The 13464-nt window shown below is 67.5% G+C and carries 12 protein-coding genes and 1 tRNA gene; 5 read left to right on the plus strand and 8 right to left on the minus strand.

Features of this window, described 5'->3' with window-relative positions; translation table 11 throughout:
- Positions 1 to 3: 3 nt before the first annotated feature.
- On the minus strand, positions 4 to 993 hold the full coding sequence (locus tag ACTHNC_RS14955; RefSeq protein WP_440295412.1) for an SDR family oxidoreductase: 990 nt from the start codon (positions 991 to 993) through the stop codon (positions 4 to 6).
- Between ACTHNC_RS14955 and ACTHNC_RS14960 the strand changes: the two genes are divergently transcribed.
- The 3 genes from ACTHNC_RS14960 to ACTHNC_RS14970 all read left to right on the plus strand — a co-directional run bounded on the left by ACTHNC_RS14960 (position 981) and on the right by ACTHNC_RS14970 (position 3802).
- On the plus strand, positions 981 to 1439 hold the full coding sequence (locus tag ACTHNC_RS14960; RefSeq protein WP_440295413.1) for a MarR family winged helix-turn-helix transcriptional regulator: 459 nt from the start codon (positions 981 to 983) through the stop codon (positions 1437 to 1439). The two genes, ACTHNC_RS14955 and ACTHNC_RS14960, sit on opposite strands and share 13 nt — an antisense overlap.
- 187 nt (positions 1440 to 1626) lie before the next feature.
- Entirely contained in the window at positions 1627 to 3177 is a 1551-nt protein-coding gene (locus ACTHNC_RS14965) for a molybdopterin-dependent oxidoreductase (RefSeq protein ID WP_440295414.1), read from the plus strand.
- 67 nt (positions 3178 to 3244) lie between these two features.
- A complete protein-coding gene (locus tag ACTHNC_RS14970; RefSeq protein ID WP_440295415.1) occupies positions 3245 to 3802 on the plus strand; it encodes a hypothetical protein in 558 nt (185 codons plus the stop codon).
- A gap of 54 nt (positions 3803 to 3856) precedes the next feature.
- Here ACTHNC_RS14970 and ACTHNC_RS14975 read toward each other — a convergent pair.
- From ACTHNC_RS14975 to ACTHNC_RS15005, 7 genes are all read right to left on the minus strand, one after another.
- Positions 3857 to 3944: transfer RNA gene (locus ACTHNC_RS14975), tRNA-Ser, on the minus strand.
- A 28-nt stretch (positions 3945 to 3972) separates the two neighbouring features.
- The gene (locus ACTHNC_RS14980; RefSeq protein ID WP_440295416.1) at positions 3973 to 5076 is read right to left on the minus strand and encodes a DNA glycosylase AlkZ-like family protein; all 1104 of its coding nucleotides are present in this window, start codon (positions 5074 to 5076) and stop codon (positions 3973 to 3975) included.
- A gap of 35 nt (positions 5077 to 5111) precedes the next feature.
- Positions 5112 to 5897: a hypothetical protein gene (locus tag ACTHNC_RS14985; RefSeq protein ID WP_440295417.1), complete on the minus strand. Its 786-nt coding sequence runs from the start codon at positions 5895 to 5897 to the stop codon at positions 5112 to 5114.
- A 127-nt stretch (positions 5898 to 6024) separates the two neighbouring features.
- On the minus strand, positions 6025 to 7419 hold the full coding sequence (locus tag ACTHNC_RS14990; protein ID WP_440295418.1) for a glycoside hydrolase family 32 protein: 1395 nt from the start codon (positions 7417 to 7419) through the stop codon (positions 6025 to 6027).
- A 44-nt stretch (positions 7420 to 7463) separates the two neighbouring features.
- Positions 7464 to 8339: a carbohydrate ABC transporter permease gene (locus ACTHNC_RS14995; protein ID WP_440295419.1), complete on the minus strand. Its 876-nt coding sequence runs from the start codon at positions 8337 to 8339 to the stop codon at positions 7464 to 7466.
- Positions 8336 to 9256: a carbohydrate ABC transporter permease gene (locus ACTHNC_RS15000; protein ID WP_440295420.1), complete on the minus strand. Its 921-nt coding sequence runs from the start codon at positions 9254 to 9256 to the stop codon at positions 8336 to 8338. Before ACTHNC_RS15000 ends, ACTHNC_RS14995 begins: the two co-directional genes overlap by 4 nt.
- A gap of 38 nt (positions 9257 to 9294) precedes the next feature.
- Positions 9295 to 10701 carry an ABC transporter substrate-binding protein gene (locus tag ACTHNC_RS15005; RefSeq protein WP_440295421.1) on the minus strand — a complete coding sequence of 469 codons (1407 nt, stop codon included), beginning with the start codon at positions 10699 to 10701 and terminating at the stop codon, positions 9295 to 9297.
- Positions 10702 to 10907: 206 nt separating this feature from the next.
- Between ACTHNC_RS15005 and ACTHNC_RS15010 the strand changes: the two genes are divergently transcribed.
- Together ACTHNC_RS15010 and ACTHNC_RS15015 are read left to right on the plus strand one after the other, a co-directional pair.
- Positions 10908 to 11984, plus strand: coding sequence for a LacI family DNA-binding transcriptional regulator (locus ACTHNC_RS15010; RefSeq protein WP_440295422.1), 1077 nt, complete (start codon positions 10908 to 10910; stop codon positions 11982 to 11984).
- Entirely contained in the window at positions 11981 to 13459 is a 1479-nt protein-coding gene (locus ACTHNC_RS15015; protein WP_440295423.1) for a GH32 C-terminal domain-containing protein, read from the plus strand. Before ACTHNC_RS15010 ends, ACTHNC_RS15015 begins: the two co-directional genes overlap by 4 nt.
- Positions 13460 to 13464: the final 5 nt, after the last annotated feature.

Raw genomic sequence — 13464 nt, forward strand, 5'->3', positions numbered from 1 at the left:
CAGTCAGACCTCCCCATGGACCGCGTTCCGCAAGTCATCGAGCAGATTCGGTCCGCTGGGCTGCCAACCGAGCTGATCGGCGGTCCATGAACCCGAGGCGGCCAAGTCGAGCCCCGCGAGCTGGGCCAGCCATCCGAAGTATTCGGGGGCCTGTTCTGCCGAGAGCGATACCGTCGGCAGGTTCAGGCCCTCGCCTATCGCCTCCGCGATCGCGCGAAGGGTCACGCCTTCTTCTGCCACGGCGTGATACCTGTCCCCCGATCGGCCACGCTCCAAAGCCAGGCGGAAGGCCCGAGCTGCGTCGGTGACGTGCACTGCCGGAACGCGGTTCATCCCGTCGCCGATGTACGCCACACGACCGCGCTCGCGGGCGATGCTGACGTGCCAGCGGAGGCGCCCCTGACGATGGATGTCGTGCACCTGCGGCAGCCGCATGGTCACGACGTTCAGCCCCCGATCGATGAGCGTCTCGGCCGCCTCCTCCGACGCCGCGCGCGCGACCGCGGAAAGCGGCGCGTGCGGATCGCTTTCGATGACCGGTCCTCCTGACCTGGACCGGACCAGCCCGGTTCCTGAGGTGACGATGATCCGGCGGTCCGTTCCCGCGAACGCATCCCCGAGGGCCGTTATGACGTTTCGGTCGTTCTCGCTGGGCTCCCGCGAGTCCGGATGCTCGTGATCGAACGCCGTGTGCACAACGGCATCGACGTCTTCGACGGCAACGCGCAACCGCGACAGGTCGTTCACGTCGCCCAAGAACGGCCTCGCTCCCGCAGCAGCGAGCCGCTCTGCCCCTGCTTCCGATCGGCTCATACCGACGACATCGTGCCCCGCCTGGATAAGGTCGGCGACGAGGCATGTTCCGATGAATCCTGTTGCACCTGTGACGAACACCCGCATGATCTCTCCCTTGCTCACTGGTGTTCTATCACAAGTACTTGTGATCACAAGAACCTTAATTGCATTCCTATACTTGTGACATGGCCCGAGCATCCGTCGACCTCGATGACGAGTGGCGCCCCTCACTGCCGCGATTGCTCCGAGGTCGGCTGCGCGAGGTGAGCGTGCTCATCGAGCAGCGCGGCGAGGATGCACTCTCCGGTTCACCGCTTTCGTTGCCGCTCAACCACTTGCTCGAAGCAGTCGTTCGAGACCCGGGCATCACGGTCACGGCGATCGCCACCGGCCTCGGCAAGAGTCAACAGGCAATGAGCCAGGCCGCCGACCGGCTGGAACAGCTCGGGTTCATCGAACGCCGTATCGGCGCCGGCCGTGCGGTCGCTCTCCATCCGACAGAAGCCGGGCGAGCAGCATCGGCGGACGGCGTGGCACGAGAGCTCGGATCAGAGGAACGGGTACGCGCGGCTCTGGGCGCCGAGCGATATGACGCACTCTTCGCGCTGCTCACGGAGGCCCGTGACGCCCTCCGGGCCGGATGACGCCGTAGACAATAGTCGCAGCCGGTTTTCCGTCCGGAAGGCTGTAGCTATCCAGTCGACGTCGATGTCGCCGACTCGGGGATGGCGCGATCGCCCTGCAGAGGTCTTCGACATGCGCCTCAGGTTCAAGGGTCCCGAATTGCGTTGATCGCCAATCCGGTCGCCGTCCTCGCACCGAACGATCTTCGTGAGCACCAGAAGAACACACATCGCGGCCGGCGGGTGGGCTGCGCTGGCAGGGGCGGTAAGCGGTGCGCTCTTCGTCACCGTTGCTGAAGTGGTCGCACTTGTCGCCGCGCGAGACGCGAGTCCGCTGATCGCAGTCGGGTCGTTCGTGGTCGACATCGTCCCGCGCTGGGCGAAGGAGCTCGCCATCGAGCTGTTCGGATCCAACGACAAGGCGTTCCTGCTCACCACCGTGGGAGCCGCCGCTCTGGTGGCAGCCGCGATTGCCGGCATCCTCGAGCTGTGGCGACGTTGGGCGGGTGCTGCACTGTTCCTGCTGGGCGGAGCGGCGGCGGTCGCTGCCACCGTGACGAGAGCCGACGCGAGCGCGCTCGCGTTCCTGCCCCCGGCGATCGGCGCATTCGTCGGAGCCGCGAGCGTGCACGTCATCATCGACGTGCTCCGCCACTGGCGGTGTGCCCCCGACACCGACAGACCGGCTGGCGTCGACCGGCGTCGCTTCCTGCTGCTCACGGGCGCGGCAGCCGCGGCCGCCGTACTCGCCGGCGTTGGATCCCGCATCGGCTCGGCCGCGACCTCCTCCATCGCCGCCGTCCGCGCCGCGCTGAAGCTGCCGGCACCTGCCAATCGAGTGAAGGTTCCCGCCGGCGCCGATCTCCACCTGAAGAATCTCTCCCCACTGTTCACCCCCAACGCCGACTTCTATCGGGTGGACACCGCCCTCACTGTCCCTTCGGTCGCCCCGTCCACCTGGCGGCTGACAGTGGACGGGATGGTCGAGCAGCACGTCGATCTCACCTTCGATGATCTCCTGGCGATGGGTCTCCACGAGTACGCGATCACGCTCACCTGCGTCTCAAACGAGGTGGGTGGGAACCTCATCGGCAACGCCGGCTGGTTGGGTGTGCCCGTGCGGGAGGTGCTCGCCCGAGCCCGCCCTCGGCACGGCGCCGACATGGTCCTGTCCCGCAGCGTCGACGGATTCACTGCGAGCACGCCGCTGACGGCGCTCACCGACCCTAACCGTGACGCCATCCTGGCGGTCGGGATGAACGGCGAGCCGCTGCCGCTGGAGCATGGCTTCCCCGTCAGGATGGTCGTTCCCGGGCTCTACGGCTATGTCTCGGCGACCAAGTGGCTCACGGAACTGAAGGTCACGACGTTCGCTGCCGACCAGGCGTACTGGACGCCCCGCGGTTACAGCCCGAAGGCCCCGATCAAACTCTCCAGCCGCATCGATACCCCGCGCCTCGATCGGCCGCTCTCGGCGGGCCCTACGAAGATCGCGGGCGTCGCCTGGGCGCAGACCGTCGGAATCGGCAAGGTCGAGGTCCAAATCGACGGCGCCTCCTGGCAGGAAGCCACGCTCGCCCCCGCGATCAACGCCGACACCTGGGTGCAGTGGTCGCTCGACTGGAACGCGACGAGCGGATCCCACACCTTGGCGGTGCGGGCGACCGACCGCTCAGGAAGGTTGCAGGAGGAGAAGCACACCCCCATCGCACCGAACGGATCGACGGGGTGGCAGTCGACGTTAGTACGGGTCTCCTGACCGCTCCCCGACCTGCGTTAGCGTGCGGCTAGAGGACGCGGTCGATCATGGGAGGGAGGTGTCTTTGATGGATGAGCGGGGCCGCTCCGATTCCCGGCATGTGTCACAGTGCCGTCGACTGTACGGTTGGGGCGCTCTCGGATTGGTGCTGGGGCTTGCGGCCGGCGCCGCTCTCACGATCACGTTCGGGCCGGTGCGGCACCGTGACACTGCTGACGCGGCGGACAGCACGACGCAATCGGGCACATCCGCACTGCGTGGTCAGGGCGACGAAGGTGCGACCCTTCTAGCGGTCGACCGCTTCTTCGCCGAAGAACCACACGCTGGCCCCTTGCCGAATGCTGTGACGAAAGGATTCGAAGCTTCTTCCTTTCGGCCGCTCACCGGTACCGCCAACATGCAGGACGCGATCTATGCGGCCGTACGTCTAGACCACGAATACTGTCTCGTCGTGGTCGACGACGGCATCCGAACGGCCGAGTCATGCGGCACATTGGACCACATCGCGCGACTCGGACTGCAACTCACTAAAGATGGCGCCGGCGAGAAGGACGGATTCCCGGTCACCGTGACGGTGACATGGGCAACGGACGGCACAGTCAGCTGGGGTGCCGGCTCGTCCTGACGACCGCGCGGGCGGAATGGTATGGAATTCGGGTGCCGGGCCGAACCGTACATGTGGCGGAGGGCGTGGGATTCGAACCCACGAGGCGTTTCCGCCCACCGGTTTTCAAGACCGGCTCCATCGGCCGCTCGGACAGCCCTCCAGCCGCCGAGTCTACCGAGGGAGCGCCGCTACTCGAATTCCAGTCGCAGACGCAACAACTCGGCGAGGCTCTCGAGTTCTGTACGCAAGGCATCCTTCAACTCCGGCGGGAACGGCTCGTCCTCGTACACCCGGTGCACCCGCAGAACGGATGCCGGCACCTCGCTCGTCGCATCCACCTTGCCGACCAGGCGGTCGCCGTGCAGCACCGGGAGCGCGTAGAAGCCGAACTGTCGCTGCGCCGCTGGTTTGTATATGCCCAGCTGGTAATCGAAGTCGAAGAGCTCGGCAAGACGCTTGCGGTCGAAGACCAGCCGATCGAACGGAGACAGGATCGCCGTGCGGCCCTCGAAGTCATGACCGAGCCCGGCCGGATCCACCCGCCACGTGCCTCGCACACCATCGATCACCGCAGGCTCGCCGGCGTCGCCGACACCCATCGGCTCGAACTGCGTCTGGGCGGTGCGGGCCCGTGCGATCCCCAGCGACCGGAGGCGGCGAGCGCGGCGCTCGCGCAGAGCATCCTCCAGCGGCACCACCGGATCGTCGGGGTAGACGCGCTCGGCGAGATCCCACTGGCGCTCCCGGCCGAGCCGGCCAGCCACCGCCACCTCGCCGCGCTGCTCCATGAGCTCGAGCATCATGGCCGAGTTGCGGCCCGTGTTCCATCCACTGGACTGCCACGGCTTCACGCACTTCTCGTCGGGCAGGTCGCGCGAGATCATCGGGCCACCGTGCCGGATACGGTCGAGGATGTCCCGCCGCAGCGCGTCGTTCGTCGCCACCCATGCTGCCTGGGCGCGCGCCCATCCAGGGGCATCCTCACCCGGCCACGCCGCCATCTGGGCGCGATACAGCGCGACGTCGTGTGCCGGGCGCATCATGCTGCGCAGCTCCACGATCACGTGGGATGCCAGTGCACGCTGCAGATCGTCGGGCCGGTAGAAGCGGCCGAGCCGGCTCCACAGCACGAGGTCGGCGCTCGGTGCGACGGCGGCGGTCGGCTCGTACTGCACGAGCGTGAGCCTGCGCACGGTGTCGAGCAGGTCGACCGGACGCGAGGCATCCAGCAGCTGGGCGCGCACCGCGATGCGACGCGCCTCCTCGCGAGTGAGACGGTGCGGTTCGGTCACGCCGTCATGCTAGGCGGGACCGGCGATGCCGCGACCTACCAGTCGCCGGACGGCGCCGACACGATCGGCACGTCGACCGAGTGCCAGATGGCGCCGTAGTTGTAGTGCCCGCCGGCCCACGGCGAGTTGATGATCGCCTGCACGCTGACCGAGACCGCCGCGTTCGAGTCGAAAGCCTGCGCGATGCCCGAGAACAGGTCGCGTCGAAGCTGCTGCGCGACGTACGAGGCCGCGATCGTGAGGTTGTCGTAGCTGCCGAAGCCGGCTCCACCGCCCGAGCCCAGCCCGTTGTTCAGTGGATTGTTGCGCAACCACCAGCTGTGCGGGTCGTTCTCGGAGTCCATCCACTGCAGCATCACGGTGAGGTTGTTCGGCGTCACGGGGAACTTGCCGTCCTGCAGCACGAGCGCCGCCCAGTCGACGTTCGTCGTACCGCCGACCGTGATGGCGGCCGAGCCGTCCGGGCGGGTGAATCCCGCCGAGTTGTACTTCGGCTGCTCGACCGCGGCCTGCGCAACATGGGCTGAGACGTGCAGCGACTGCGTGTTGGCAAGCAACTGGTCCGCATACACCGTGCCCGTTGTTCCGGTGGCCGCGTTCGCCGGGATCGCCACCATCGCGCTGCCCGCCAGGAACACGGCCGCCGCCGCTGCAGCGGTCACGCGACCGCGCGAACGCCACTCCTTCGCCGGAGCGCGGTGCCGCACCCGGCTGGGCCACACATCCTCGATCGGAACAGCCGCCGTGCGACGGCGCCCGCGCACAGCACGTCCCGCCGAGGCGGCCTCACGAGCGGCGCGTCGAGTGGGGTAAGCAGTCATGGAATCCGGATGTCACGGCGCTCGCATCGCGCACACCGCAGCGGGTCGGGGGCGGGGAGAGCTCCGGTTCGTGCGGAGCACTCAAGAATCGAGGGTAACAAACACCCTCTTATAAGGGCCAGACCGATCAGGGCAGCGCGGCCACCGCGGGCGCCTCCTCCTCGGTCGTCACCGCCGCCTCGAGGTTCCAGATCAACACGCCGTCCGGCGCCTCAACACTCCAGCCCGACCCGCTCAGCGGGTAGGCGCGGGTGGTCAGCGAGCGGCCGGCGCTGGTGAACGCCTCGATCACCGACCCGTCGAGGAACAGCCGGAGAGCGGGGCGAGCGGATGCCTCGTCGAAGGCACCCGAGGCAACGGCGCGGCCGCCGCGCGCCCGGGCATCCGTACTGGCGTGATCCGTGTCGATCGCGACCGTCCCCGCCTCCCGGTCCAGATCGACGTCGACCCACTCGTCGACACCGAAGCGCAGCCGGATCCGACCGCTCACGCCAGCGAGCACGACGAGCTCGGACTGGGCCGCGAGCACGGCGCCGTGCGCGGGGCGGACATCCCCTGCGCGCAGCTCGACGAGGGCGGGGTGAGGCTCGGTGCAGAGCCGGGCGACGCCGGCGGCGTCAGGCGCCAGCCACACGTGGCGCGGCAGCGCGATGGCACCCGACCATCCCTCCTGGTGCCACCAGGCGGAGTCGCGGCCCTCCATGATCCAGCCGAAGAGCAGCGGACCGTACGAGCTCTCGCGCAGCACTGACGGCGCATAGAAGTCGTGCCCGTCGTCGACCCGGCGCGGCTCCGGCGTGCCGTCGAGCGGGAAGGCGAGCACACCGTCCGGGCCGTCCGCGAACGACCACGAGCACACCACGGCCACCTCGCGCCCGTCGACGCGAACGACCTGGGGGCACTCCCAGCCCTCACCGGTGTCGATCGGCCGGGCGTCGTCCGCGACGAGCGTGCGCTGCAGTTCAGCGAGGTGTCCGTCGTAGCTCCAGTCCAGGCCGTCCCGCGAGCGGTAGTGGCGGATCGCCGCCAGGCCCCCCTCGGCGACCGAGCCGACCGCCATGTGCCAGCCGCCGGCATCCGTCCATACGAACGGATCGCGGAACATGCGGATGCCCTCCGCCGGGTTGGGATCGTCGAGAAGCCGCGTCGGCGGCCCGAAGTTCGTACCGTTCTCATCGCTCACCGCGGTGACGATGTGCTCGAGCGGCCGGCCGTGTACGTGGCCCGAGTAGTACGCACGCACCCGATCGCCGTCGACCATCGAGTTGCCCGACCAACATCCTTCCGAGTCCAGCCCGCCGGGAAGGGGGCTCATCGCGGGCCGGTGCAGCGTCCAGTGGACGAGGTCGGTCGTGGTCGCGTGCCCCCACTCCACCGGCACGGCGAGGTCGGCCAACGACCGCGACTGGAAGTAGAGGTGCAGCAGGCCCGCCAGCTCGATCGGCCCGTTGGGGTCGTTGAGGTAGCCGCGCGGCGGGCTGATGTGGAACGCGGGGCGATGATGCGGATGCAGGTCGGTCATCGGAGCAGACTCCTAGCGAGGGTGGTGGATGCGGGCGGTACGGCTCAGCGGAACGAGCCCGCCGTGACGCCCTCGATGAAGTACCGCTGGGCGAAGACGAACAGCAGAACGCTCGGGATCATCGCGAGGATGACACCGGCCAGCACGATCGAGATCGACCCGGTGCCGAGGTTGCCCTGCAGTCCGACGAGGCCGAGCGGCAAGGTGAAGTGGTCCTGCGAGTTCAGGAAGATCAGAGGCCGGTAGAACTCCGCCCAGAAGCCGGAGAAGTTCAGGATGGCCAGGGTCGCGATCGCCGGCGATGCCATGCGCGCGTAGACGTGCCAGAACACGCCGAACTGCGTGGCGCCGTCGATGCGGGCCGCCTCACCGAGCTCGCGCGGCATCTGCATGAAGTACTGGCGCATCAGGAAGGTGCCGAACGCGCTGCCGAGCGCCGGGATGATGAGCGCACCGAGCGAGTCGCTCAGCCCGAGCATCTTCACGATGATGAACACCGGGATGATGATCGTCTGCAGCGGCACCATCATGGTCGCGAGGAAGACGCCGAAGATGGTGTTCTTGCCCGGGAACGAGATCATCGCGAACGCGTAGCCCGACAGGGTGCACGTGACGGTCTGCCCGACCACGATGAGCACCGTGACGATCACGCTGTTCACGAAGAACTGCCCGATCGGAATCTGGTTGAACACGGCCACGTAGTTGCCGAAATCCCAGTCCGTCGGGATCCACTGCGGCGGGTTCGAGAACGCCGCGGCGGGCGTGCGCAGCGAGGTGCTGAGCGTCCAGAGCAGCGGACCGAAGGCGAAGATCGCGCCGACGATAAGCACGACCATTCCGGCGATGCTTCCCACCTTCAGGATGGGGCGCCGGCGTCGGCCCGCTGCGCGGACTGTGCTGGAGACTTCGAGCGTGGTCATTGGTAGAACACCAGCTTTCGGGCGGCGAGGAATTGGATGCCCGTGATCAGCAGGATGATCACCAGCAGCAGAATGGCGATGGCCGACGCGTACCCGAACTGGAGGTTCTGAAAGCCGGTCTGGTACATCGAGATGGTCGCCGTCGTGGTCGCCGTTCCTGGACCGCCCTTGGTCATGATGAACGGCTGGTCGAACAGCTGCATCGCGTTGATCATGGCCACGACCGTCGCGAACAGGATGGTCGGGCTGATCAGCGGGATCTTGATGCGGAACAGCGTGCGCCACGGGCCCGCGCCGTCGATCGACGCCGCCTCCAGCACGTCGGTGGGCACCGAGGTGAGGGATGCCACGAACAGCACGAACGTGAAGCCCACCTGCTGCCACACCACGATGATGATCATCGTGATCTGCGCGGTCGTCGGATTCACCAACCACGGCACCGCGGGTATGCCGAGCTCGCCGAGGTAGTAGTTGATGAGCCCGAACTTGGCGTCGAACAGGTAGCCCATGAAGATCGAGACCGCGGCGGTGGATGCCAGCAGCGGCAGGTAGAACGTGGTGCGGAAGAGCGCCTTCGTCCACTTGTGCTTGCGGTTGTTGACCAGCACGGCCAGCAGCAGTCCGAGCGCGATCTGCAGCACGACGATCCCGATGGCGAGCAGGATCGTGACGCCGAACGACGACAGCACCTGATCGTCGGAGAAGAGCCTCGCGAAGTTCTTGAAACCGACGAACTGAGGCGGGGTGATGACATCCCACGAGAAGAACGAGAGCCCGAGCGACACGAGGATCGGGATGAACGTGAAGACGGCGACGAAGACCACCGCCAGGCCGATCATCAAGTAGCCGAATGTCGCCTGCCGCCTGGCCTCCCGCCGCGCACCTGGGCGGCGGGAGGACCGGTGGGAGCTCGCCATGCGCGCAATCTCTTGCGCGCTTTCAGCTGTGGCGGTCATCAGGAATTCGCCTGAGCCTTCTCAAGGTCGGACTGCATGCCGTCGAGCGCCGCCTTGGCGTTTCCGCTCGAGATGGCCTGGGTCGTGCGCTGATTGAGCGAGGTCGCGAGCGCCTGGTAGTACGGCGGGGCCGAGATCGGCACGGAGCCGTCCAGCTGATCCCAGAACACCGACCAGTGCTCCGGGCCCGTGGTCTTGTAGCGCTCTGCGGTCATCAGCGACTTGCGGGCCGGCGTCGTGACGTTGCCCGGGAACACAAGGTCGAAGGTCTCGGGCTGAACGAGCATCTTGACGACCTCCCAGGCAAGGTCCTTGTTCTTGGACGTGTTGAAGATGCCGTAGCCGCCGGCGCCGAACAGCGACCTGTTGCTCTTCCAGGTCGGGAACGGCGCGACGTCGAACGTTCCGTCCTTCATGCCGGCGTTGTGCAGGCCGCCCGCCCAGAAGCCGCCACCGATCGTCATGCCGATGCGGCCGGAGGCGAACAGGCCCTGCAGCGTCCCGCCGCCTCCGACGTCGGGCGACGGCGAAAGGTTGGCCTTCTGCAGTTCGATGACGTATTCCAGAGCCTCGACGGCCGGCGCGGAGTTCGCGGTCGGCGCACCCCACTTGAAGCCGCCGCCCCTGCCCTTGGCGAGCGGGTTGTTGGCGTACGCCTTCTTCCAGAGCCAATCGCCGCCGGAGTATTTGCCCTCGGTGAGCAGGTTGCCGTTATTGGCGTAGAGGAACGAGGTCCAGCTGCCCCAGAGCCGCACCACCCAGTCGAAGGCGTTGGTGTTGGATCCGAGAGCCGCGATCTTCTCCGCGTTGTTGTGGAACTCATCCATCGTCCAGTTCGCGGATGGCGCCGAGAGCCCGGCCTTCGAGTAGAGGCCGGTGCTGTAGAACATGCTGCCCGCGTTGAAGCTGTCGGTGAGCTCATACAGGTGGCCCTGGTACATCATCGACTCGACGAGTGCAGGATGCACATCGTCGAAGTAGCTCTTCAGCGAACTCATGTCCTTGGTGACGTAGTCGTCGAGCGGCACGATCATCTGCTTGGCCGCCATCTGCTGCAGACCCTCGGTGGCGACGCTCACGAGGTCGGGAGCTGCGCCGGAAGCGATCTGCGTCAGCACCTTGGCGATGAAGTCGTTCCAATCGGTGCCGTTGATGCCCGTGATCTCGAGGCTCGCGTTCTTGTCGATCTTCTTGATCTGCGGCTCGAGCGCCTTCTGCAGCGTGGTCGCTGCGCTCTGCTGGCCGAAGTAGAGCATCTTGAGCGTGGCAGAGGCGTTCTTGCCCCCGCCTCCTCCGGACGACGACGAGCAGGCGGCCAGGGACGCGAGTCCCGTCATGGCCAGCCCGGCGCCGCCGAGCTTCAGTAGCGTTCGACGATCCATGGTCGGGCCGAAGCTGCCGGTCATAGTTCGCTCCTCTCTGAGCGGTTTGTTGTGTGGTGCTGTTGTGGTTTGGGCTGTTGTTCTGAGGGGTCGTATCGGTGTTGCCGCCGTGGCAGGCATCCGTACCAATACGTATTTGCCGGTGCAGCATAACTCGCATTCGATCGCGATAGCAATACGTATTGGTTTCGTGACAAGATGGTTACATCGCCGCGACCGAAGGAGCGAGGATGCCCGACAACAAGAAGCGGCCGCCGTCGCTTTCGACGGCCGCTGCCGAGCAGGGCCGTGACCAGCGCCGCGTGACCATGAAGGACGTCGCGAAGCGCGCCGGCGTCTCCCAGCCCACGGTCTCGTTCGTGCTCAACGACCGTAGGGATGTCTCGGTGGCCGACGAGACTCGGGCTCGGGTGCTGCAGGCGGCGAAGGACCTCAACTTCCACCCCAACCGGGCAGCGAGGGCGCTCCGATCGAACAAGTCGTACACCGTCGCGGTCATCGCCAATCGCATCGTCTCCCAGCCCTATGCCGGCCAGATCGTGCTCGGTGTGCAGCAAGCGGTGCAGCCTGCCGGCTATGTGTGTTTCGTGGTCGAGACCTCGGAGACGCCAGACGCCGTCGACGCCGCCGTGCACAACCTCATCGCGCAGGGAGTCGCCGGTCTGATCTACGCGGCGCCCGGACCCGAGCCGATCCACGCAGCCGTCACTGAGGCAGACGTTCGCACCATCTTCGTCAACTGCTGGGCCGACAACGCGAAGGATGCCCCGCAGATCCTCGCCGACGAGTATCAGGGTGGACGCGACGCCGCTGCTGCCACCTTCGCGGCCGGACACCGCCGGGTCGTCTACCTGGGCGGACCGGCCGACGACTACGCGTGCAAGGAACGCGAGCGCGGGCTTACGGATGCGGCTCGCGACGCGGGGATCGACCCCGCGAGCGTCCGTCGCGAGCACGGCGACTACCACGTGCACTCCGGCTACGACCTGGCGCTGAGGGCGCTGTCGGAGGACAGGCCGACGGCGCTGATCTGCGGCAACGACCGGATGGCCGTCGGCGCTCTGATGGCCACTCACGCCGCCGGGCTCGACTGCCCCGGCGACGTCAGCATCGTCGGATTCGATGACCAGCCCGACATCGCCGACCAGCTGCATCCGCCCCTGACCACCGTGGCGCTGCCGCACCTCCAGATGGGCCTCACCGCCGGCGAGCTGCTGCTCGCAGACGCGGAGCCGCAGGGCACCCGGCTGATCCCATGCACCTATGTGCCCCGAGGCTCGCTCGCGGCTCCGAAGGACCGTTCGTGACGAGGACGCCCAGCACGCACTTCCGGCCGCCCGGAGGCTTCGTCGGCGACGTCATCCCGTTCGAGCACGAGGGCACGGCCTGGCTGTACTACCTGCTCGACGAGCGGGCCGTCACCGAGCCCGCCGATCGCGTGACCGGGATGCCGTGGGCCGCCGTCACGACCACCGACTTCACCCGGTTCGACGACCAGGGTGTCGTGCTGCCGTCCGGTGGGCACGCCGCCGCGGACTTCGACTGCTACACCGGCAGCGTCGTGACCGGTGACGACGGCGCGCTGCACCTGTTCTACACCGGCCACAATCCCGAGGTGCGCAGCGCGCACGGCGATCTGCAGGTGGTCTGCCACGCGACATCCGACGGCGACCCCGGGCGGTGGACGAAGCATCCGGAGTGGACATTCGGCGCTTTCGGCGGCTTTGCGGCCGAGGACTGGCGTGATCCATTCGTGTTCCGGCCCGCACCGGATGCGCAGTGGCAGATGCTGCTTGCCGCACGCCGTACGGATGCCCCGTATCGCCGCTCCGGCGTCGTCGCCCGGCTGGTCAGCGACGACCTGATCGCGTGGCGCCCCGCAGAGCCGTTCTGGGACGCGCGGCGCTTCATCACGCAGGAGTGCCCCGACGTGTTCCGCTGGGGCGAGTGGTGGTACCTCGTCTACTCGGAGTTCTCCGACTCGTTCCAGACCAGGTACCGCATGGCGAAGAGCCCGGACGTCCCGTGGCTGGCGCCCGAGCACGACACGGTCGACGGCCGCGCGTTCTACGCGTCGAAGACGATCGAGCTGGGCGGCGAGCGCTTCTTCATCGGATGGATCGCCACCCGCGAGGGCGATCGTGACGACGGCGCGTGGCAGTGGGCGGGCACGATGTCGGTGCTGCGTGCCACTCAGCGAGCGGATGGGACGCTCGGGTTCGGACTGCCTCGGTCGGTGGTCCAGCTGCACGAGTCGGGTCTGCCGGAAGCCGGCGCTACGAGCATCCTCGATACGCTGACGCCGCTCGACGAAGCGGATGCTAGCCCAGGCGCAGGCGCTCGCACCCGGTACAGCGCGTGGCTGGGTCCCGAGCTGCCGCGGGAGGCTCTTGTCACGGCGGAGTTCGACATCCACGCCGGCACGCATGCGTGCGGACTGCTCGTGCGCGCGTCGGAGGACGGTGAACACGCGTACATCCTGCGGCTGGAGCCGATGCGCGGGCGGCTCGTCTTCGACAGGTGGCCGCGCGGTCGTACCGGGGGCGAGCAGTGGCAGATCCATGGGGATGTTCCGCACGTCGCTGAGCTCGAGTGGCCGGTCGCGCTGCCCGCCGGACGCCACACCGTTCAGGTGCATCTCGACCACGACATCCTGGTCGCTGTGGTCGACGAGGCGGTGGCGCTGAGCACCCGGGTATACGACCTCGAGACGGGACGCGTCGGCGTCTTCGCCAGTGACGGCGCGTTCGACCTGGCCCGCCTCGATGTCGCGGTGCGCTGACGAGA

This window comes from Humibacter sp. (genome assembly GCF_051954055.1).
GTDB lineage: Bacteria > Actinomycetota > Actinomycetes > Actinomycetales > Microbacteriaceae > Humibacter.